This is a genomic window from Roseovarius sp. PS-C2, assembly GCF_018862045.1.
Taxonomy (GTDB): domain Bacteria; phylum Pseudomonadota; class Alphaproteobacteria; order Rhodobacterales; family Rhodobacteraceae; genus Roseovarius.
The window spans coordinates 364,997-386,997 of the sequence record NZ_JAHKSQ010000005.1; the positions used below are offsets into that span (position 1 = coordinate 364,997).

Below are 22,001 nucleotides of genomic sequence, written 5' to 3' on the forward strand. Positions count from 1 at the left end.
AAATATAGCTTGCTAATTCAGTGTTTCTCGCGCGATTAAGACGGCCATGCAGCAAGTACGCCGTACAAGTTCGCTTTTCAGTGGCGCTGTATCACTGTTCCTGACCGCCCTTCTGGCGGTGCAGGTGGCGACGGCGTTCCTGCCGGCCGCGGGCAGTACGCGGGCCGATGCGATCGAGATGATCATTTGCAGTGCCGATGGTGCGCAGACGGTCACGATTTCGCAATCCCAAGAGTCTGGCGGCCACGCGGATATGGAGGGGCACTGTCCGCTCTGTATCGTAGCGGTGTCAGATGCTTGGGCGGTGCAGCCCGATACGAATGTTGCCATTTCGCAGTACACGTTGCGCTATGTCCTCCCCGAAGTGGCGCAGGTTCCGTGCGATACTTGCGGGCGGCCTTATGCGATCCGCGCCCCGCCTTTGACCGTTTGATCCCAGGAAAACAATGACCGACCGGCGTTGAGAAACGCCGGAGGCGGCATGTCGCGGCGTGTTTGCCGCGGACCATTCAAACGATCAAAGGATCATCCCGATGTTTTTTTCTTTCGCGACGCGTGTCAGCGTCTCGGCCCTTCTGACGTGTTCGATTTCAGGGCTGGCGCTTGCCCAGACCCATGATCCGGCAAACGCCGACGAAGAGGCCCCGCTTGTACTGGCCCCCATCACCGTCAACGGCGGTGCACCACAAGACGGCCCCATGACCAGTATCCTCCCCACCTCGGGGATGAGTACGCCTCCCGCATCCGATGCGGCGGAGGTTCTGCGCAGCGTGCCCGGTGTCACCTCGGGGCGCATGGGCGGTCATGGGCTGGAGCTGGTGATCCGCGGCCAGCAGCAGAACCAGCTTAATATCATCGACGCCGGATCGTTCACCTATGGGGCCTGCCCCAACCGGATGGATCCGCCGACAAGCACGGCCTCGCTGAATCGTGCCGATACGATCATCGTTGAAAAAGGGTATTCCAGCGTCACCAACGGCCCCGGTGGTTCGGGCGGCGCTGTCATTCTGGAGCGCGAGGCGCCCGAGTTCGAGAACGACAAACGGATCGAAGGCACCTTGTCCGCAGGGACCGGGACCAACGGCACCGGCACGGAACTGGGCGGCACCCTGTCTGTCGATCTGGGCAAGGGATTTTATATCGAGGGTGGCCTGGATCATGCGACCGCCGGCAATTACACGGACGGATCGGGCCGGACGGTTCGCAGTGCGTTCGATCAGACCAACGCCGGGCTGACCTTTGGCTATGTCGGCGGGGGAATCGACCTGGCCTTTGACGTGGATTACAGCCTTGCCGAAGACGTGCTGTTTCCCGGCGCGGGCATGGACAGCCCGCTGGACGAAACATTCGTCTATCGCCTGCGCGGCGGTGTGGATGTGAATGCCGGAATTCTGAATCGGATCGAGGGCAATATCTATTTCAGCACCGTCGATCACGTCATGGACAACTATTCGCTGCGTCCTGTCGGGGCGATGGCGATGGTGACGCCTTCGACATCGGACACGACGGGTGGCAAGCTGGAAGCGCAGCTTAGCTTTGGCGCGACCGAAGCCAAACTGGGGGTCGATTACCAGTCGAACAATCGTTTCGCGGCCATGTATGCCGGGATGCCGGGGATGATCCCGCAACTGGATGCGTCTGACCCGACGCGCATGCGGTTCCTGATGTGGCCCGACGTGACAATCGAGCAGACCGGCCTGTATTTCGAATCCGAAACCGAGCTGACAGACCGGGCCCGGCTGAAGCTGGGCGCGCGCTATGATCATGTGCGCGCCGATGCGGGGGCCGCGAATGTTTCACCCGCGCTGGACGGGGGCCGTACGCCGAACACCTATTACATGGCGCAATACGGCACGACCTTCAACAGCGCCCGGACCGAAGACAATTTCGGCGGGCTGATCCGGCTGGAATACGACCTGACCCCGGACACGACGCTGTTTGCCGGGCTGTCGCGTTCGGTACGGACTGCGGACGCGACGGAACGCGCGATGGGGCGGTCGACCTGGGTGGGCAACCCGGATATCGACCCGGAAAAGCATCATCAGCTTGATCTTGGTGTGCAGATCGACAAGGGCAACTGGTATCTGAACGCCTCGGCCTATGCCGACTGGGTGGACGATTACATCCTGCGCGATCAGTTCTCGGTGCCCGGTGTCATCACCTATCGCAATGTCAGCGCGCGCCTGTCGGGCGTCGAACTGGCGGCAGGCTGGGAACGCAACGGTCTGGAGATCTGGGGCGACGTCACCTACACCCACGGCGAGAACGAAACCTACAATGCACCGCTGGCACAGATTCCGCCGCTGCAAGGGCAGGTTTCGATTGCCTATGGGCAGGATGGATGGCGCGCGGGGGCGCGGGTGAACTGGGCCGACGATCAGGACCGGATCGACCTGTTCCGCGATCCCGGCGCGACGCCCGGTTACACCACGCTGGACCTGTTCGGCAGTTACGAGCTGCACGAGAACACGGTCCTGCTGGCAGGCATGAACAACGTCACAGACGAAACCTATGCCAACCACCTGAGCCGGTCGAACCTGTTCGACGCGAGTGTCACGCAGGTGAACGAGCCCGGGCGGACCTTTTATATCAAGCTGGAATCGAAGTTCTGATCCCAAAGCCCCGGCATGGCATGTGCTGTGCCGGGGTCTTCGCGCCGGTCGCGCTCAGGCGTTCCAACGGACCTGTCCCAGTTCAGCGATGTCATAGCCCGCCAGTTGCGCGGCATGGTTGCGGAAACTGTCGCTGCGGCAGAACGTCATCAGGTTCTGCATGGGCGGTTCGAACCATGCGCGGCGATCCACCAGCAGATCGAACCGTTCTTCGATGATGGGGACGAAGGCAAGGCCGTGTTGTGCGGCCAGCGACTGCAATCCGAAGGTCACGTCGCCCTGACCTTCTGCGACGGCCAGCACGGCATCGGTTTCACTGGGGACGGTTTCGGTCATTTTCTGGTTCGCCAGATCAAGCCCTGCGGCGGCGGCCAGTTCCCGAAACAGGGTTTGCGTTCCGGTCTCGATGGGGCGCGGGACGATCACCTGCCCGTCAAGATCGGCGACACCCTTCACCGTGCCGGACAGATCGGGGCGCATGACCAGCCCGCGCGCGCGCCGCGCCCACGAGACCAGCACGGCGTTCTGATCCATGCAGCGGGTCGAGACCTGCGCAATGTTCCAATCATCGTTTGTCGGATCGTGGATATGCAGGCCCGTGGCCACACCCTCGGCGGCGCAAAAGCGCTCCAGGCCGTCGAGGCTGCCGTCAAAGAAAGAGGCCAGACCGCAACGGGACTGCCTGAGCGCCCATTCCAGAAGCGGATCGTGACTGCCCAGGCAAATCGCCGGGCGCGGGGTTGCGTGGGTAGGGGTGCCGCCGGAACTGGCGCTGGCGATCCAGGCCTCGATTTCAAGCCGGGGAAACAGAAGTTTTCCGGTCGCGCGCGATACCGGAATATCGCCCGAGGCCGCAAGATCGTAAACCTTGCGTTCCTTGATGCGCAGCAACTCGGCCAGTTCGCGCACGGTCAGATAGTCATGGGGCATGGGGCTGGAATGATCGGTACTGGACATGTTGTCCATGATCATCCCTCAGCTTGGCCGCGCCGACAAGCCCCGGCGCGGCCCTGACTTGTGAAAGTCCGGTTACTCGGCGTTCGGGAAGAACAATTGTTGGCCGTTCAGCTTGTAATCGCCGATCGCCTTCTGACCCGCGTCCGAGATCAGCCAGTCGACGAAGGCCTGCCCGGACGCAGCATCGACGTTCTCGCATTTGGCGGGGTTCACGAGGATCACGCCGTACTGGTTGAACAGGTCTTCGTCGCCTTCGACCTGGATCACGAAGTCGCCCTTGTTCTCAAAGCTGATCCAGGTGGCGCGGTCAGTCATCACATAGGCGTCCATGCCGACGCCCGCATTCAGCGTCGCCCCCATGCCCGAGCCGGTTTCGCGATACCATTCGCCCGACCCGTCCGCCGGGTTCACATCTGTGTCGGCCCAGAGACGCATTTCCTTCTTGTGGGTGCCGGAATCGTCCCCGCGCGAGGCAAACAGGGCACCGCTGTCGGCGATCCTCTCAAGGCTGTCCTGTGCATCGGTCATACCGCCCACGCCAGCGGGATCTTCATTCGGTCCGACGATGATGAAATCGTTGTACATCAGGTCGAACCGTTCGACGCCCATGCCGTCGGCCACGAATTTTTCCTCGGCGGGCTTGGCGTGAACCAGCAGGACGTCACCGTCACAGTTGCGCGCGTTCTTGATCGCCTGCCCGGTTCCGACGGCGACGACATTCACCTGAATGCCCGTCTGCTCGGCGAAGATCGGCAGCAGGTAATCGTAAAGCCCCGAATTCGCTGTCGAGGTCGTGGATTGCACGATGATCGACTTGTCCTCGGCGTTGGCCAGCCCCGCCGACAGAGCCAGGGCCAGGGCCGTGGCCACACCGGACCGCAAATTGATGGACATCAGGATTCTCCCTTTGTTTACCAGATGAAAGTCAGACGACGATGCGCCCTTGCAGAAAGTCCCGCGCTTGCGCCGTATCGGGGCGGGACAGGAACATGTCCGCCGGGCCGTGTTCATGCACACGGCCCCGGTGAACGAAAACGATGTCATCGGCCAGACGCCCGGCCTGACCGGGATCGTGGGTGACGAAGATGATCCTGGTGCCAGCGGCGTGCGCCTCTGCCACGATGCTTTCGATCTTGAGGACAGAGGCCGGATCGAGGCTGGCGGTGGGTTCGTCCAGCAACATTACGCGAGGTTTCAGCGCCAATGCGCGCGCCAGGGCAAGCCGCTGCTGTTCGCCCCCCGACAACAGGCGCGCGGGCTGGCGGGCGTGGCCTAGAAGGCCGACATGATCCAGCAGGTCGTTACGGCGGGCGGCATCGCGGATGCCACGGGCCTTGAGCGCGAAATCGACATTCGCCGCCACCGAACGACGCAACAGAACGGGTTTCTGGAACACCATCGCCTGCGCACGGCGACCGGCATCGTTCAGCGGTTCACCGCCCCATGTCACGCTGCCCTTGTCCGGCGCGATCAGCCCATGCGCCAGTTTCAGCAGCATAGACTTACCCGCGCCGTTCGGCCCCATGATCATGGTGATCCCGTCGACCGACAGCGCCAATGACATGTCTTCGATCAGGGTCTTGCCGCCCACGGCAAGCGACACGTTCCGCAGCCCGAGCGCTCGCGCGTCCGCCGGATCACCGGCGTCCTGACGCAGGGCGTCGAGTTCGACGATATTGGTCACGGCATCACGCATAGGCATGGCGCACCGCCGTCATGCGCAGGGATTGGACAAGGGCGTTGACGCCAAGCGCGATCACCATCAGCACCAGCCCAAGCGCGAGTGCCAGCGCCAGATCGCCCTTGGATGTCTCTAGCGCGATGGCCGTGGTCATTACCCGTGTCAGGTGGTCGATATTGCCGCCCACGATCATCACCGCGCCCACCTCGGCCACGGCGCGGCCAAACCCGGCCAGTCCGACGGTCAGCAGGGAAAACCTCGCATCCCAGATCAGGGCCGTGACCTGTTGCCAGCGGTTGAGAACGAGCGAGCGGAACTGATCGGCGTATTCGGCATGCAAATCCTCGATCACCTGCCGCGACAGGGCCATGACGATGGGCGTGATCAGGATGGTCTGGGCAATGACCATGGCCGTCGGGGTGTAAAGCAGCCCAAGGAAGCCAAGCGGCCCGGCACGCGACAGGTGCAGGTAGACCAGCAGGCCGACCACCACCGGCGGCAGCCCCATCAGTGCGTTGAAGAGAATCAGCACCGCATTGCGCCCGGTGAACCGGGTGATCGCCACCAGCGCCCCGATGGGCAGGCCAATCAGCAAGGCAAGCCCTGTGGCCGACAGGCTGACACGCAGGGAAAGTGCAACGATTTCAACAAGATCGGCATCGCCTGACGCGACAAGCGACAGGGCAAGCCCAAATGCTTCTCCAAAATCCTGCAAAATTTCCCCTCCACCCGCGTGGTCGCGGAATTTATGCAAAGCTAACGCAGTCAAGACAGGCCGCGCAAGGGAGGAAATGCGTGACCGGCGCCCTGAACACGACATTGCGGTGGCAGGAAACGAAAAGGGCCGCCCGAAGGCGGCCCGGATCAATCCGTAAATTCTTTGCTGGCCGTGATCAGCCAAGCGCCTCGTTGCAGCGTTTGCAGGTGCCTGCGTGGCTGTGCAGCCCCACATCGGGCAGGATTTTCCAGCAGCGTTGGCACTTGTCTCCGCTGGCGCGCTCGAACACCACGCCGACACCTTCGACCTCGGGCATGCGGAAGGCTTCGTTCGGCAGCGGATCGCCGGTCAGGCGGATATCCGAGGTGATGCAGATATCCTCGAAATTCACGCTCTTCAGGGCCTCCAGCATCTCGGGATCGCGCACATGCACCACGGGCGCGGCCTCGAGAGATGCGCCGATCACCTTGTCGGTACGCTGGATTTCCAGTGCAGCAGTAACAGCACGGCGGGCCTGACGGACCTTGGCCCATTTCGCGGCCAGCGGTTCATCCAGCCAGTCGGCGGGCGTTTCGGGGATATCGACCAGATGCACGCTCGACTCCTCGCCCGGATTCCGTTCAAGCCAGACCTCTTCCATGGTGAAGGCCAGCACCGGGGCCAGCCATGTGGTCAGGCGGTTGAACAGGATGTCCAGCACCGTGCGCGCGGCCCGGCGGCGCAGGGTATCGCCATCGCAATAGAGCGCGTCCTTGCGGATGTCGAAGTAGAACGCAGACAGTTCCACCGTGGCGAAGTTGAACAACTGTTGCACGACGCCCTGGAAGTCATAGGCATTGTAGCCTTTGCGCACGACGTGATCCAACTCGGCCAGACGGTGCAGGACCCAGCGTTCCAGTTCGGGCATTTCGGACGGTTCGACACGGTCGGATTCCTCGAAATGCGCCAAGGCACCCAGCATGAAACGCATGGTGTTCCGCAGGCGGCGATAGCCATCGGCCACACCTTTCAGGATTTCCGGCCCGATCCGCAAATCGGCGGTATAGTCCGACTGCGCCACCCACATCCGCAGGATGTCGGCGCCGTATTGTTTGGTCACGTCCTCGGGGGCGACAGTATTGCCGAGCGATTTGGACATCTTGTTGCCCTTCTCGTCCAGCGTGAACCCGTGCGTCAGCACCCCGCGATAAGGCGCGTGGCCGATGGTGCCGCAGGCTTGCAGCATCGAGGAATGGAACCAGCCGCGGTGCTGGTCGGTGCCTTCCAGGTAGAGATCGGCAATGCCGTCGTCGGCCCCATCGTCGCGGTCGCGCAGGACGAAGGCGTGGGTCGAGCCCGAGTCGAACCACACGTCGAGGATGTCATCGACCTTGTTCCATTCGGACGGGTCATAGTCATGGCCAAGGAACCGTTCCTTGGCGCCCGGCTTGTACCACGCATCCGCGCCTTCGGTTTCGAAGGCTTCGAGGATACGGGCATTCACGGCCTCGTCGCGCAGAAGGTAATCGGGATCGGTGGGCAGGGCGCCGACCCTGGTAAAGCAGGTGAGCGGCACGCCCCATGCGCGCTGACGCGACAGCACCCAGTCGGGCCGCGCCTCGATCATCGAATAGAGCCGGTTGCGCCCGGTCTTGGGCGTCCATGTCACCAGTTGGTCGATCGAGTTCAGCGCGCGTTCGCGGATGGTTTTGCCATACTGGTCCTTGCCATCGCCGACCTCGCGGTCAATGGCGGCGAACCATTGCGGGGTGTTGCGATAGATCACCGGCGCCTTGGAGCGCCAGCTATGGGGATAGCTGTGTTTGATCTTGCCGCGCGCCAGAAGGCCGCCGACCTCGGCCAGCTTGTCGATCACGGCCTTGTTTGCATTGCCCTCTTTGCCCTTCCGATCAAGGATATACGTGCCGCCGAAGAACGGCAGATCGGCGCGGAAGCCGCCATCGTCCATCACGTTGTAGGTGATGACCTGCTCCAGCATGCCCAGATCGCGGTAGAGTTCGAATTCCTCCATCCCGTGCGAGGGGGCGCAGTGAACGAATCCGGTGCCTTCCTCGTCGGTCACGAAATCGGCGGCGCGGAAATCGCGGGGGTCGTCCCATTCGCCGTTCGAGCCTTCGGCCCCGGCGAGGGGGTGGGCGAGGCTGAGCCCCGACAGTTCCTCGGCGCTGACCGAGCGGACGCGTTTCCACATGCCGTCATCCAGCCGCGCGCGGGTCATGACATCGCCGGCCAGTTTGTCGGCGAGGATGAAACGATCTCCCACGCTGGCCCAGCATTCCTCGGGCGTGTCCGTGATCTCGTAAAGGCCATAGTCGAAGCTGTCGCCGAAGACGACGGCCTTGTTCGAGGGGATGGTCCAGGGGGTGGTGGTCCAGATGACGACGTTGGCGCCTTGCAAGTCCCCGTCGGTCAGGACCGGGAACTTCACCCATATGGTGAAACTCTCCTTGTCGTGATACTCGACTTCGGCCTCGGCCAGGGCGGTCTTTTCCACGGGGGACCACATGACCGGCTTGGAGCCCTGATAGAGCGTGCCGGTCATCAGGAATTTCTGGAACTCTTCCGCGATGATGCGCTCGGCGCGGAAGTTCATGGTAAGATAGGGTTTTTCCCATTTCCCGGTGATCCCGAGGCGCTTGAATTCGTCGCGCTGGATGTCGATCCAGCCCTCGGCGAACTTGCGGCATTCCTGGCGGAAATCGACGACATCGACCTCGTCCTTGTTCTTGCCCTTCTTGCGGTACTGTTCCTCGATCTTCCATTCGATGGGCAGGCCGTGGCAATCCCAGCCGGGGATATAACGAGCGTCGCGGCCCATCATCTGTTGGGAACGCACGACCATGTCCTTGAGGATCTTGTTCAATGCGTGGCCGATATGCAGGTGGCCGTTGGCATAGGGCGGGCCGTCATGCAGGATGAAGGGCTTGCGATCCCCGGCCTGTTCGCGCAGGCGGTCGTAGATGCCGATCCGGGACCAACGGTCCAGCCAGTCGGGCTCGCGCTTGGGCAGGCCTGCGCGCATCGGGAAGTCGGTTTTGGGCAGGTTCAGGGTGTCTTTGTAGTCGGGCGTGTCAGTCGTTTCGGCGCACATCGGGGGCGTCCTTTGTCACTGTCGTGTCTGGAAAAAGCGTTGCGTGTCATATGTTTGCACGCGAAAAGCCCCGGCAACTCCGTCAGGTCAGAGCGCCGGGCCGGTAATTCGGATCGCAATGGCCGGTATCCGTAACATGCCCGCCTTATAGGCTTGGGCAACCGCGAGGTCCAGTAGGCGCTTGCACAGGGGGGCGGAGCGCTCCAAATAAGGGGTATGACAAACGCACTGCCCCCCCGTTTCGACATCACCCGGCCCGAGATCGAGCGGGTCGTTGCGGCGTTTTATGCGGCGGTGCGGCGGCATCCGGGGTTGGGGCCGGTGTTTGCGGTGCATGTCGAAGACTGGCCCGCGCATGAGGCGAAAGTCGTTGATTTCTGGGCAAATTCCATCCTGCACGAACGCAGTTACGACGGAAGTCCGATGGCCGCGCATATCAAGGCGGGGAACGTCAAGCCGGGGATGTTTTCCACATGGCTCGATCTGTTCGACGCCACGCTGCGGGTCGAATTGCCGCCGGAAAAGGCCGTCGCGTGGTCGGCGCTGGCGCATCGCATCGGGCGCAGTCTGCGCGCCGGTGTCGTGGAGCGCGAGACCCTGCCGGGCGGTATCCCAAAGCTGCGCTGAGTTTCGTACGAAACGTACGATGTGTACGCGGGTTTTGTACGAAACTCGGGGCTTTGGCCCGGATGTGACTGCATCATGGACGCAAATCGCGCGCCATGACGCCGGCAGGTGAGGCAAAGGGTTTCCAGACAGGCTGTGCGGATCGGCGCTTTGTGTCCCGATTCCCGTACTTGCGGGGGCGGAATTTGGCCGAGTTCCATCGCCGCCTTTGTCATGGCTTCTTTTCGCCGGAGCGCGAAAGCCGAAAGAGCCGAGATTCGCCGGAGTCGACCAGCGGCCAGCGCCGGTCAGCGGGGGGAACCGGATATGACTTAGGGTGAGGAGGTAATGTGAGAGAGGAGGAAACCATGCAAATCCCACATGACCATCCAAATGACCATCTGAGTCCCAGACCGTCTCGGGATATCTATACCCCTGAAGACCCCGGCGGAATGGCATCCACAAGCGGATCGCTGACCGCGCTGCTTGTCATTGTCGCGTTGCTTGGCGGACTCATCCTCCTGGCGAGCCTCGGTGGCGGCTCGGACGACGTAAATATCGGCCAGAGCGGAAGTGCCACGACTGACACCAGCGGTGTGGTCACGACGGCCCCGGAAAGCGGCGCGTCACAAGCGACGCAGGAGTGACAACGGCATACATTTCCTTGCAGGCCTGACCGCCGTTTCGCCCCGGCGCGCCCGGTCGCGATCTCTTTCTGCGGGGATCGCGCAAGAAAGGGACCGGGTGGCGTTCAGCCGGGGGAGTCATTCGTGCGGGGCGCATCGCCCCATTGCGCCGACATCATCCTGTCGAGCCATGCCAGACCGGCCAGCGCCAGCCCCAGTCCGAGGAACGAGGCGACGCGGATCAGGCCGCTGAGCCCGGCCATGTCGATCAGGAACACCTTGGCCACGGTCAGGGCCACGCCCGCCATGGCCACCCGCCGCAGCAGGCTGGAGCGCCGCCAGAACGCCACCAGCAGGGCCCCGAGCGCGGCGATCATCATGGCGACGGTATAGCTGTAAAGCTCGGGCTGGGTGACATCGGGCACCGACAGGAGCGGCCCGCGCCAGAGGCGGCGGATTTCCAGTGCGATGTAATAGGCCGCGTATGCCGCCGAGATCACCGCCAGCAAGCGGCGCATCAGGCGCGGCAGGGTGTCCAGCCGCCATGCCGCCACGGCGAACACCGCCGCCAGTGGCAGGTAGGCCACGGCGAGGCTGTCGAGGATTGGCGGGCCCTGCACCCGTTCGAGCGATCCGAACAGCCCCTTGAACAGCGGGTTGAGCAGGGTTGCCTGCAGGGCCGCCGCCCCCAGCCCGGCAAGGGCGAAGAGAGCGGCCAGCACAAGGCGGACCGCCCTGAACAGCCGCCCGCCCATACGCAGACGATAGAGCTGGTTGGCCGCCGAGGCGAACCAGACGGTCGCCAGCAGGCCCATGCCCCAGTGCGAGCCCATGTCGTTCTCGCCCATGATCTGAAACAGCAGGACGCAGGCGAAAACCGCCGAAAGGGTCCATATCCCGCTTTCGACCACGATGCGCACGGGCTGGCCCGTGCGGTGATCGAGCATCTTCCAGCCTGCGGCCAACAGGGCGAGCGGGCCGCCATAGGCCAGTATCGCCTCGGGGAAGCTCGCTTCGATGCCGTGGAACACGCCGGGATCGACGATCAGGCGATAGCCGATCACGATCACCCCGAGCTGAATGAACCAGCCCAGAAGCGGCAGGTCATAGCGCCGGTCGATCAGCGCGACCCCCAGCACCATCACCGACAGGGCCAGCGTCAGCGCGGTTTGCGACAGCAGAAGGAACAGCGCCAGCGCGATCATGGTCAGGGCCGATACGGCGAACAGGGCGGTGCGCAGGCGGCGTTCGGCCTTGTCGGGGGTGGCGGCGGTGCGTTCGGCCAGCAGGGTCATCAGGGCGGCGACGGCGAGGGCGTGCAGCGCCCAGCCGTATGAGCCCAGAACGCGGGCGGGGTGCCATGTGAAGTCCAGCAGCAGCGTGGCCGTGGCGGCAAAGCAGGCCGCGCCGATGGCCCAGAGGATGGCCGGGGTCGGGCCGGTATCGGCCTCAGCGGCGCGTTTCATCCGCCAGAAGGCCAGTGCCGATCCGGCGGCGGCGATGGCCAGCAGGATCGAAACGCTCAGCGGCAGGGGCGTTTCCGGCGGGGCCTCGGGCGCGGCGGCAAAGGCGGCATGGAGCGGACCGGACGGATAGGCGGCCTGCAGGACGATTCCCGCCAGCAGGGCCAGCGCCGGGGCCAGAGTGAGATCGGCCAGCGCCGGGGCGTTGCGCAGCCAGATCAGCGCGGCACCCAGCATCAGCGCCAGCATCGCCACCGCCTGCCAGACGCCGGCGAGGGTATCGGCCTCTTGCATCGCGAGGACGCCGCCGATGGCGGCGGCGGGGATCATGCCGATGGCCAGCCGCGTGGGGAAACCGGGCAGCGGGCGGCGGCCCAGGGCCGCGCCCAGGAGCGACGTGCCGTCATGTGTGGGGGTCAGGCTGCGGTTCGGGGCGATCAGGGTCAGGGCGGTGACGATCAGCAGGGCGATCAGGAGGTGCAGCCCGCCCGCGCCCATCGAGAAGATCAGCCATGACGCCCCGGTGGTGGCAATCAGCACCAGCGCCGAGACCCAGGCCCAGCGCTTGACCGTATCCACCGCCAGCCCGGCGGCGGCGATCAGGGCGAAGTAATAGTAGAACAGCCACGGCGCATCCGACGATCCGCCCACGAGGAAGGGCGCGGCGGTGGCGCTGATGATCCCGCCCGCCGCCAGAAGCGGGCCGTGGAACCAGCCCAGCACGATGGCCAGCGCGGCCACCGCCACCAGCCCGGCCAGCGCCGGTGTCGGGCCGATCAGCCCGTAGAGCCCGCGCGCGGCGAGGATGCCCGCGAAGAGCGAGACCAGCCCGGCGGCGGAGAGCGTGGAGGGCAGGAAGCCGGTGGGCGTATCGGTGTCGTCGCCGTGGCGGCGGCGGATCACCTCGCCGCCGGCGATCAGCGCCGCGCCAAGGGTGAGCGCGCCAATGACGCGCCAGACAGGCGTGAGCAGCCCGTTCTCCACGCCGTATTGCACCATGAAGACGCCCGCCAGCGCCAGCGACAGCCCGGCCAAAGCCAGCGGCCAGTTGCCGCCGAGCCAACGGCCGAGGGCCTGTAGCCTGTCCGGTCGGAACACATAGGCGCGCGGCTCGGGATCGGGGGTTGGCTTTGGGGAGGGGGGATTTGCGGGCGTGGCGCTGATGTCCGCCGGGGTGTTGTCCGGGGGTGCAGCTATGGCAGGGGCAGGGGGGGCAGCGGGAGCGGCAGGGCGTGGGGTGTCCTGGCTGTCGGGCGTGTCCTGTCGGTTGGCGTTCAGGGTGGAGGAGAGGGCCTCGGCGCGTAGTTCGAGCGCTTTGACCCGGCGTTTCAGCTCCGAATGCGAAATCAGCAGATAGGGAACGCCGATCACGATCAGAAGGCCGAAAATCGCACTCAGAACGCCCAGAATTTCCATACGCCAATTCCTTGAAACGAAAATACGTTGCGCAGCCCTAGCGTGAGCCGAACAGGCCCGTCAACGCGCGTTTGACCAGCCCGGTTACCGAAGGGCGGCGCGACCGGGTGAAGGGCAGGGGGCGGCAGACCTCGATCGCGGCGACGCCGACTCGGGCGGTCAGGGCTCCGTTGACCACGCCTTCGCCGAAACGGCGCGAGATTTTCGACAGCACCCCGCCGCCCGCGACCGAGCCGATCAGGTCGTCGCCCACGGCCACGGCCCCGGTGGCAACGAGATGGGTCATCACCGCGCGGGCCAGCCGCCAGCTGCCCAATGTGCCGGAACGCCCGCCGTAGATTTCCGCGATGCGGCGGATCATCCGCAGGTTCGATGTCAGCGCCGCCACCACATCGGCCAAGGCCAGCGGCACCACGGCGGTCACGGTGGCGACCTGACGGGCGGCGGCCTCGATTTCCCGTGTGGCGGCCTGATCGAGCGGGGCCAGAAGTTCGGATTCGGCCAGCCCCAGAAGCGAGGCGGCGTCGAACTGATCGGCGCTGAGATCGGACAGGCGGTCACGGCCCCAGCGGGTGTCCTTGCGCCCCGCATAAAGCGCGGTGAGGTCGGCCACGACGGCGCGGGCCTCTGCCAGGCTGTCGCCGGACAGTGCGGCCTCGGCCCGAGATTGCAGGCGGTCGATGCGCGCCAGCCGGGAAAACGCCGCCAGTTCGCGCAGGGCGATGACCAGCAGCACCAGCACCAAGGCGGCGATCAGGCCGGTGACGCCGTAGCCCAGAAGCGGCGCGCGGGCGATCAGCCCGTTGACGAAATCCCATGCCGCGACCGAGACGACCGCGCCGAGGATCGCCACCAGCAGCCCCCAGAACAGCCGCGCCAGCCGCGAGGGTTTGCGCGCGGCCAGCGTGGCCACGGTTTGCATTGCGCGCCCTTCGGGACGGGGCGGCGTATCGGGATCGGGCACCGGCGGCGCGGTATCGGGCGTGGGCACCTGTGCGTCGTCTGAAAGGTCGATCAGGATCGGGCCTTTGGTCATGGCTGTTCCCCGTGCGTTGCCTGCCAGACCATGCGGATGTCGGGCAGGTTTTCATCGTTGCCCGCGCCGTTGGTGCGGGTGGCCTCGGCAAAGCCGTGGCGCACATAGAAGCGGCGCGCCGGGGCGTTGGCCTGAAGCACCCACAGGTCCAGCCGGTCGGTGCTGGTTTTTGCGTCATCGAGCAAGAGGCGGCCCACGCCGCGCCCGCGAGCGCGGGGGTGGACATAGAGCGCATGGATACGCCCCCCGTCGCGGGCGATGAACCCGGCGGGGCCCTGCGCGTCATGCACCACCTGCACCCAGCCCCGGCGGATCACCTTGAGCATGACACGCAAATCGGTGAGCCGCGAGCGCACCTGCGGCAGCCATGACGTGTTGCGGGTGAAGGCCCAGAGGATCGCCAGAAGATGCGGCGCGTGGCCGATATGGGCGCGCGTCACGGTCATAGCCGGTCCCCGATCAGGAACTGCGCGGCACGGTCCAGCCGGATATGCGGCGGCCCTTCGCCGGGTCTGAGCGTCAGGCGCGCGGGGGCGAAGTTCATCACCTGATAGTCGGCATCGAGCCATTTGTCGGCCCCGTCGCGCGCCGGGGTCAGCAGGCGTGCGGGGTCTTCGGGCAGTTCGCCGGGATAGAAGGCCGCCTGTTTGCCGGTCTCCAGAAGGCGCCCGCGCACGCAATCGAGGGTCCGGCCGTCGTGCCGGACGGTTTCCTCGACCGTGGCGCGCAGGGCGGCGAGGGTCATCGACTGGGTTTCGGCCCCGGCGAAATCCGCGCGGTCGCGGGCCTCGCGGGTCAGCGCCGCCATGATCGCGGTCAGGCGGGCATGTTGGGTGTGGTGCAGGTGATCGGCCTTGGTGGCGGCGAACAGGATCTTTTCCACCCGGCGGCCCATCAGAAGGCGGCTCAGGAAGGCGTTGCGCCCCGGACGGAAGGCCGACAGGATATCGGCCATGGCGCGGCGCATGTCCTCGACCGCCTGCGGCCCGCCATGGATCGCGCCGAGCGCATCGACCAGCACGATCTGGCGGTCGATCCGGGCGAAGTGATCGCGGAAGAAGGGTTTGACGATCTGCGCCTTGTAGGCCTCGAAGCGGCGCTCCATTTCCCGCCAGAGCGATTTGCGCGGCGGGCTGTCGGGTGGGGCGAGCGGTGCAAAGGTCAGTGCGGGCGATCCGGCCAGATCGCCCGGCAGCAGGAAACGCCCCGGTGTGCAGTCGTAGAATCCCGCGTCGCGGGCGGCGTTCAGGTAGGCGGTAAAACCCTTGGCCAGCGATTGCGCCACGGGTTCGTCGAGCCGGGCGGCGATATCGGTGGCTCGCGCCTGTTCCAGATAGGCGGCGGCCTGCGGGCGGTTTGCGATGCGGCTCAGAACCTCGGTTGACCAGTCGGCATAGGATTTGTCGAGCAGGGCGAGATCGAGCAGCCATTCGCCGGGGTAATCGACGATATCCAGATGCACGGTGCGCGGCCCCGACAACCCGGCCAGCAACCCGGTGGGCCGCACCCGCAGCGACAGGCGCAGTTCCGACACGGCGCGCGTGCTGTCGGGCCAGCGCGGGTCGGGCGCGGTGAGCGCGGCGAGGTGCGATTCATAATCAAAACGCGGCACGGTATCGTCGGGCTGGGGTTGCAGGAAGGCGGCGCTGATCCGGCCCTCGGACGCGGCCAGAAGGCCGGGCATGCGGCCCCGGTCCATCAGGTTGGCGACCAGCGAGGTGATGAACACCGTCTTGCCCGCGCGCGACAGGCCGGTGACGCCGAGGCGGATCACCGGCTCGAACAGGGTTTCCGACAGGGTGTCGGTGACGTTTTCGACCCCGCGGGTCAGGCCATCGGCAATATCGGTGATGATCAACTGCGGCCCCCTTGCCTGTATGACGATCAAGATAGCCATGCCCCGGCCCGGTTGCCAGAGGGGAGGTTTGGGGGATTGTTCCCCGGCGGGGGGCGGGGTATTTGGCGGACATGCCCAGATACGCGTTGAAAGTGGAATATCACGGTGCGCCTTTTGCCGGGTGGCAAAGGCAGGCCGATCAGCCCTCGGTTCAGGGGGCGATCGAGGCGGCGCTGGGCCGGCTGGAGCCGGGGCCGCATACCATTGCCGCCGCCGGGCGCACGGATGCGGGGGTGCATGGGCTGGCGCAGGTGGCGCATTGCGACATGGAGAGGGACTGGGCGCCGTTCCGGCTGTCCGAGGCATTGAATTTCCATCTGAAGCCCGACCCGGTGGCGATTGTCGGCTGTGCGCGGGTCGATGACGACTGGCACGCCCGGTTTTCCGCCGTGGAGCGGCGGTATCTGTTCCGCCTGCTGATGCGGCGCGCGCCTGCGACGCTGGAAAAGGGGCTGGTCTGGCAGGTGCCGCAGGATCTGGATATCGAGGCGATGCGCGCGGGGGCGGCGCATCTGCTGGGCAAGCACGATTTCACCACGTTCCGGTCTTCGATCTGTCAGGCGCAAAGCCCGGTCAAGACGCTGGACGCGCTGGAGATTGCGCGGGTCGAGGGCGTCAGCGGGCCGGAGGTGCAGTTTCGGCTGCGCGCGCGGTCGTTCCTGCACAACCAGGTGCGCAGCTTCGTAGGCACGCTGGAGCGTGTGGGGGCGGGGGCCTGGGCGCCCGAGGATGTGAAACATGCGCTTGAGGCGCGGGATCGCGCGGCCTGTGGCCCGGTCTGCCCGCCGCAGGGGTTGTACCTGGCCGGGGTGGGATACCCGGACGATCCGTTTACCGCATAAAAAAGCCCGGCACGCGATGGCGCCGGGCAGGAGGGGAAAGGATGGGTGTGCGGCGTGTCAGCCGAACACCTTGGTCAGGGCCGTGTCCGTCGCCGCGACGATCTGGTCGATATCGTCCTTGGTGGAGATCAGCGCGGGCGAGTAGCACAGGGTGTTGTTGAACCCCGGCACCGAGCGGTTGGTCACGCCGATGATCACGCCCGCCGCGTTGCATTCGGCCACCACGGCCTGTGCCTGTTTTTCCGGCACCGGCTCGCGGCTGGCGCGGTCCGACACCAGTTCGGCCCCGAGGAACAGCCCCTTGCCGCGCACATCGCCGATGACCTTGTGCTTGTCCTGGAGGGCGCGCAGCTGGTCGAGCATGTAATCGCCCATCACGGTGGTGTTTTCCAGCAGGCCCTCTTCTTCGATGATGGCCACGTTTTCCAGTGCGGCGGCGGGACCGGCGGTGCAGCCGCCGAAGGTCGAGATATCGCGGAAGTAATCGAGCGGGTCGGTCATGTCTTCCTTGAACATCTCGAACACGCGCTCGTTGGTGACGCAGCAGGCGATGGCGGCATAGCCGCTGGCCACGCCCTTGGCCATGGTCACGAAATCGGGCTCGATCCCGTAATGCTGATAGCCGAACCAGTGGGTGCCGGTGCGGCCCACGCCGCAGACGACCTCGTCGATATGCAGCAGGATATCGTATTTGCGGCAAATTTCCTGCACACGAGGCCAGTAACCTTCGGGCGGGGTGATGACGCCGCCGCCCGCGGTGACCGGTTCGAGGCAGAGCGCGCCGACGGTATCGGGGCCTTCGGCGAGGATCACCTCTTCGATGGCGTCGGCGGCGCGCTGGCCGTAGTCCTCGCCGGTCAGGTCCCATTGCGCGCGGTATTCCATGCAGTGCGGCACACGCACGAACCCGCCCGCGAAGGGGCCGTATTGCACGTTGCGCTCATCCTGTCCGCCGCAGGACATCGCCCCGATGGTCGAGCCGTGATAATCGCGGTCGCGGTAGAGGATCTTGTGCTTTTTGCCGCCGTAGCGCTTGTGCGCGATCTGGCGGACCATTTTGAAGGCTTTCTCGTTCGCCTCGGAGCCGGAGTTGGTATAGTAGACGCGGCTCATGCCAGGCATCTTGGAGATCAGTTTCTCGGAAAACTGCGCGCCGGGGATCGACCCGGCGGAGCCTGCGAAATAGTTCAGTTTGATCAGCTGATCGCGCACGGCGTTGGCGATGCGTTCGCGGCCATAGCCCACGTTCACCGTCCAGACCCCGCCGGACACGGCATCGAGGAACTCCTTGCCGTGCTGGTCCCAGACGCGCATGCCGCGGCCTTCGACGATGATGCGCGGCTCGCCGGTTTCGAAGGGTTTGTGCTGGGTCAGGTGATGCCAGACATGGGCGCGGTCGGCCTCGACCACTTTTGCGATGTCGTTTTGAAGATTGCCGTCCATCATTGGGGTGCTCCATCCGTTAAAGCCCGGCCCGAAGGCCGGGTTGCGGGCCACGGCCCGCGCAATTTCCTGCCTTCGATAGAGCCTTGAAACCTCTGTGGCTGATATATCCAGTTTATGGGTTTGCTTAAAGCCAGATTGAGGCGCTGGCAAAGGGGTGTTCCGGCAACCGCCGTATAAAGCGCGGTTTTTTCGTGCATTTTGCCCGAACCGGTCTTTCGCAAAAGCCGAAATTCCCGGCCGCGCCCGATAAAAACATTGATCGGAATCGCAAATTCGGCTCGGATGAGGCCACAAATCACGGGTTTGACAGGTTTTGCGCAGGTTTTCCGCCCCGAATGGCGAAAACCGGGGCCGGACCGGAACGAGCCGGAAATAAAAACGATCAACGGGAGATTATTTCATATGACACTCAGGACCAGTTTCATGTCCGCCGTGGCGGGCGCCGCCCTTTTGGCCAGCGGCACTGCCGCGATGGCCCAGGAAATCACGGTGGGCTATTTCCTGGAATGGCCGATGCCGTTCCAATACGCCAAGGTGCAGGGCACCTATGACGAAGCGCTGGGCATGACCGTGAACTGGCGGGCCTTCGATACCGGCACGGCGATGAGCGCGGCCATGGCCAGCGGCGATGTGCAGCTATCGGTCAGTCAGGGCGTGCCGCCCTTCGTGGTGGCCACCAGCGCCGGGCAGGATTTGCAGGCCGTGGACGTGGCCGTTTCCTATGCCGACAACGACAACTGCGTCGTGGCCGAGGCGCTGGAGATCGACAAGACCAATGCCGGGGAACTGGCGGGCAAGAAGGTGGCGGTGCCGCTGGGCACGGCGGCGCATTACGGGTTCCTCAAGCAGATGAACCATTTCGGTGTCGATCTGGCCAGCATGGATATCGTCAACATGGCCCCGCCCGAGGGCGCGGCGGCCATCGCGCAGGGCGCGGTCGACATGTTCTGCGGCTGGGGCGGCAGCCTGCGACGGGCGCTGGAGCATGGCAATGTGCTGCTGACCGGGGCGGAAAAGGAAGAGCTGGGCATTCTGGTGTTCGACGTGACCAGCGGACCGGCCGATTTCATCGCCGAAAACCCCGAGGTGGTGGCCGCGTTCCTGAAGGTGACGGCAGATGCCAACGCCATGTGGGCCGATCCGGCCAACCGTGACGAAATGCTGCCGGTGATTGCCAAGGATAGCGGCATGGATGTCGAGGCCACGGCAGCCACGATCGACACATTCGTCTTCCCGCCGGCCAGCGAGCAGTTGACCGAGAAATGGCTTGGCGGCGGCGCGCAGGAGTTCATGAAAGGCGTGGCGGACGTGTTCGTCGAGGCCGGCAGCATCGACGCGGCGCTGGACACCTATGAAAGCAACGTGAACACCGGGCCGCTGGCGCAAGCCAACGAGATGTAAACCGGGGCGTTCGAGCGCGGGCCCGCGATATCGTGCCGGGCCCGCGCCGGTCACTTTCAGAAATTTGAACGGAGACGCGATGTCGACTCTATCCATCGAAAATATCTCGATGCGTTTCGATCTGCCCAATGGCAGCCATGTTCAGGCGCTCAAGGATGTCACGCTGGAGCTGCAAACCGGGGAATTGATGAGCGTGCTTGGCCCATCCGGCTGTGGCAAGACCACGCTGCTGAATATCCTGGCGGGCTTTCTGGCCCCGACCGAGGGGCGGATCATGCTGAACGATCATCAGGTCACCGGGCCGGACGCCGAGCGCGGCATGGTCTTTCAGCAGGGCGCGTTGTTCGAATGGATGAGCGTGCGCGACAATGTGAGTTTCGGCCCGCGCATGAAGGGGCAGAAGAAATCGCAATACATGCCGACCGTGGATCACCTGCTGGAAGTGGTCGGGTTGCAGGATTTCAAGGAAAAGGCGGTTTACGAGCTGTCGGGCGGGATGCAGCAGCGCGTGGCGTTGGCGCGCTGTCTGGCCAACGACCCGGACGTGATCCTGATGGACGAGCCGCTGGGCGCTCTGGATGCGCTGACCCGTGAGAAAATGCAGGGGCTGGTCCTGAAGCTGTGGAAGGAAACCGGCAAGACGATCATCCTGATCACCCATTCCGTCGAAGAGGCGCTGTTGCTGGGCGAGCGCCTGCTGGTGATGGCCCCGCGACCGGGGCGCATTCACAAGGAATACCGCCTGCCCTTTGCCGATGACGGCGTGGGCAAGGACCTGCGCGAGGTCAAGAAGAACCCCGAGTTCGCCGAAAAGCGCGAGGAAATCCTGTCGATGATCTGGGACATGGAAGAAGAGATCATGGGCCGCGCCGAGGAGAGTGCGTGATGACCATCCTGATCATTTACATCGCCGTTTTCGTCGCCGCCTTCCTGATCGTGCGCAAGGGCGTCAAGCGGGCGATGGCCCGGCGCGATTACACATCGCTGAAAACCGTGACCTTCGGAGACGAAAGCGCGGTGCGCCCCGACCGGTGGGCCAGTGTCATTTCGGTTGTCACGATTTTCCTTCTGTGGGGGGCGTTCACCGGCAGCAAATGGGTGCCGGTCCATGCGCCCGGTCCCTTCGTGGGGGAGACCGAGTTCACCTATACGCTGGAGGCCCCGGACGGCAGCCGTGACGACGCCACGGTGTATGCCCGTGTCTTCAACGTGGGCGAGGACGCCGCCGAACCCGAGGTCGACCCCGGCGACGGGTTTGCCAAGAGCGACGCGATCAAGGTGGGGGCGTGGCGCTCGGAGTTGTTGCTGATGGACAAGAACGACGAGGTGAAGCGCAAGGACGGCGCCAAGGTGGTGGCGATCGACGGCCAGCCCGTCGCGCCCGGCGGGTCGGTGAGCGTGGCCAATGGCACGGTCGCGATCACCTCGAAAGGGTCGCTGAACTTCAGCCCGGACAAGGGGATGCAGATGGAGCCCATCTGGCTGCCCGCGCCCGAGGCCGTTGTCGCCCGTGTCGGCGAGATCGCCAGCGAGGGCTATCAGAACTTCACCCTGTGGGAGCATCTGTACTGGTCGCTGTTCCGGGTGATCGTGGGCTTCTTCTTCGGGGCGCTGGTGGGTATTCCGCTGGGCTATGCGATGGGGCTGAGCGACTGGTTCCGCGGCTGGTTCGATCCGATCGTGGAATTCATGCGCCCGGTGCCGCCGCTGGCTCTGATCCCGCTGGTGATCATATGGGCGGGGATCGGTGAATCGGGCAAGATCATCCTGCTGTTCCTTGCGGCGCTCTGGATCATGACGATCTCGGCGCGTGCGGGCGTGTCGGGCGTGGCGATTTCCAAGGTGCATGCGGCCTATTCGCTGGGGGCCAGCAAGTGGCAGTTGATGCGCTATGTGATCGTGCCCAACAGCCTGCCCGAGATTTTCACCGGCGCGCGGGTCGCGATGGGGGTCTGCTGGGGCACGGTGGTGGCCGCCGAACTGGTCGCCGCCGAAAAGGGCGCGGGTATGATGATCATGGTCGCCAGCCGGTTCCAGAACACCGATATCGTGATCATGGGGATCATCCTGATCGGGATCATCGGCTATGGCATCGACATCCTGATGCGCAAGGCCGAAACATGGCTGGTGCCGTGGAAGGGCCGGGTTTAGGGGGCGCTGCCCCCGTCGCGCGCTGCGCGACTCCCCCGGGATATTTTTGCCAAGAAGA

The 22,001-nt window shown here is 64.7% G+C and carries 19 protein-coding genes; 8 read left to right on the top strand and 11 right to left on the bottom strand.

Going from position 1 to position 22,001, the window contains the following annotated elements; all coding sequences use genetic code 11:
* Positions 1-46 precede the first annotated feature (46 nt).
* Together KPG71_RS12030 and KPG71_RS12035 are read left to right on the top strand one after the other, a co-directional pair.
* Entirely contained in the window at positions 47-433 is a 387-nt protein-coding gene (locus KPG71_RS12030) for a DUF2946 family protein (RefSeq protein WP_216338303.1), read from the top strand.
* 100 nt (positions 434-533) lie between these two features.
* Positions 534-2,612 carry a TonB-dependent receptor gene (locus KPG71_RS12035; RefSeq protein ID WP_216338304.1) on the top strand — a complete coding sequence of 693 codons (2,079 nt, stop codon included), beginning with the start codon at positions 534-536 and terminating at the stop codon, positions 2,610-2,612.
* 54 nt (positions 2,613-2,666) lie between these two features.
* Here KPG71_RS12035 and KPG71_RS12040 read toward each other — a convergent pair whose 3' ends face one another.
* The 5 genes from KPG71_RS12040 to ileS all read right to left on the bottom strand — a co-directional run bounded on the left by KPG71_RS12040 (position 2,667) and on the right by ileS (position 9,059).
* Positions 2,667-3,542 (bottom strand): helix-turn-helix transcriptional regulator, encoded by an 876-nt coding sequence (locus KPG71_RS12040; protein ID WP_216338305.1) that lies wholly within the window; start codon positions 3,540-3,542, stop codon positions 2,667-2,669.
* A 99-nt stretch (positions 3,543-3,641) separates the two neighbouring features.
* Complete coding sequence (locus KPG71_RS12045; protein WP_216338306.1) at positions 3,642-4,463, bottom strand: substrate-binding domain-containing protein; 822 nt, start codon at positions 4,461-4,463, stop codon at positions 3,642-3,644.
* Positions 4,464-4,494: 31 nt separating this feature from the next.
* On the bottom strand, positions 4,495-5,265 hold the full coding sequence (locus KPG71_RS12050; RefSeq protein WP_216338365.1) for an ATP-binding cassette domain-containing protein: 771 nt from the start codon (positions 5,263-5,265) through the stop codon (positions 4,495-4,497).
* Positions 5,258-5,965, bottom strand: a complete 708-nt coding sequence (locus KPG71_RS12055) for an ABC transporter permease (RefSeq protein ID WP_216338307.1) — start codon at positions 5,963-5,965, stop codon at positions 5,258-5,260. Before KPG71_RS12055 ends, KPG71_RS12050 begins: the two co-directional genes overlap by 8 nt.
* Before the next feature lie 178 nt (positions 5,966-6,143).
* Entirely contained in the window at positions 6,144-9,059 is a 2,916-nt protein-coding gene (gene ileS, locus KPG71_RS12060; RefSeq protein ID WP_216338308.1) for an isoleucine--tRNA ligase, read from the bottom strand.
* 216 nt (positions 9,060-9,275) lie between these two features.
* On the opposite strand from ileS, the gene KPG71_RS12065 reads away from it, so the two are divergent.
* Complete coding sequence (locus KPG71_RS12065) at positions 9,276-9,686, top strand: group III truncated hemoglobin (RefSeq protein ID WP_216338309.1); 411 nt, start codon at positions 9,276-9,278, stop codon at positions 9,684-9,686.
* A gap of 347 nt (positions 9,687-10,033) precedes the next feature.
* A complete protein-coding gene (locus KPG71_RS12070; protein ID WP_216338310.1) occupies positions 10,034-10,312 on the top strand; it encodes a hypothetical protein in 279 nt (92 codons plus the stop codon).
* Between the two features lie 104 nt (positions 10,313-10,416).
* Here KPG71_RS12070 and KPG71_RS12075 read toward each other — a convergent pair whose 3' ends face one another.
* The 4 genes from KPG71_RS12075 to KPG71_RS12090 are packed head-to-tail and all read right to left on the bottom strand — an operon-like array spanning position 10,417 to position 16,064.
* Positions 10,417-13,170 carry a DUF2339 domain-containing protein gene (locus tag KPG71_RS12075; RefSeq protein WP_216338311.1) on the bottom strand — a complete coding sequence of 918 codons (2,754 nt, stop codon included), beginning with the start codon at positions 13,168-13,170 and terminating at the stop codon, positions 10,417-10,419.
* 37 nt (positions 13,171-13,207) lie between these two features.
* Positions 13,208-14,206: a YcjF family protein gene (locus KPG71_RS12080; RefSeq protein WP_216338312.1), complete on the bottom strand. Its 999-nt coding sequence runs from the start codon at positions 14,204-14,206 to the stop codon at positions 13,208-13,210.
* Positions 14,203-14,652, bottom strand: coding sequence for a GNAT family N-acetyltransferase (locus KPG71_RS12085; RefSeq protein ID WP_216338313.1), 450 nt, complete (start codon positions 14,650-14,652; stop codon positions 14,203-14,205). The genes KPG71_RS12080 and KPG71_RS12085 overlap by 4 nt, the downstream gene beginning before the upstream one ends.
* Positions 14,649-16,064 (bottom strand): YcjX family protein, encoded by a 1,416-nt coding sequence (locus tag KPG71_RS12090; RefSeq protein WP_216338366.1) that lies wholly within the window; start codon positions 16,062-16,064, stop codon positions 14,649-14,651. The genes KPG71_RS12085 and KPG71_RS12090 overlap by 4 nt, the downstream gene beginning before the upstream one ends.
* A 110-nt stretch (positions 16,065-16,174) precedes the next feature.
* Between KPG71_RS12090 and truA the strand changes: the two genes are divergently transcribed.
* A complete protein-coding gene (truA, locus tag KPG71_RS12095; protein WP_216338314.1) occupies positions 16,175-16,945 on the top strand; it encodes a tRNA pseudouridine(38-40) synthase TruA in 771 nt (256 codons plus the stop codon).
* A 57-nt stretch (positions 16,946-17,002) separates the two neighbouring features.
* Here truA and KPG71_RS12100 read toward each other — a convergent pair whose 3' ends face one another.
* Together KPG71_RS12100 and KPG71_RS12105 are read right to left on the bottom strand one after the other, a co-directional pair.
* Positions 17,003-18,388, bottom strand: a complete 1,386-nt coding sequence (locus tag KPG71_RS12100) for an aspartate aminotransferase family protein (RefSeq protein ID WP_216338367.1) — start codon at positions 18,386-18,388, stop codon at positions 17,003-17,005.
* Positions 18,388-18,777, bottom strand: coding sequence for a hypothetical protein (locus tag KPG71_RS12105; protein WP_216338315.1), 390 nt, complete (start codon positions 18,775-18,777; stop codon positions 18,388-18,390). Before KPG71_RS12105 ends, KPG71_RS12100 begins: the two co-directional genes overlap by 1 nt.
* Positions 18,778-18,793: 16 nt before the next feature.
* Between KPG71_RS12105 and KPG71_RS12110 the strand changes: the two genes are divergently transcribed.
* From KPG71_RS12110 to KPG71_RS12120, 3 genes are all read left to right on the top strand, one after another.
* The gene (locus KPG71_RS12110; protein WP_216338316.1) at positions 18,794-19,792 is read left to right on the top strand and encodes an ABC transporter substrate-binding protein; all 999 of its coding nucleotides are present in this window, start codon (positions 18,794-18,796) and stop codon (positions 19,790-19,792) included.
* Between the two features lie 79 nt (positions 19,793-19,871).
* A complete protein-coding gene (locus KPG71_RS12115) occupies positions 19,872-20,678 on the top strand; it encodes a taurine ABC transporter ATP-binding protein (protein WP_216338317.1) in 807 nt (268 codons plus the stop codon).
* A complete protein-coding gene (locus KPG71_RS12120) occupies positions 20,678-21,943 on the top strand; it encodes an ABC transporter permease (RefSeq protein WP_216338318.1) in 1,266 nt (421 codons plus the stop codon). The genes KPG71_RS12115 and KPG71_RS12120 overlap by 1 nt, the downstream gene beginning before the upstream one ends.
* The last annotated feature ends 58 nt before the right edge of the window (positions 21,944-22,001 follow it).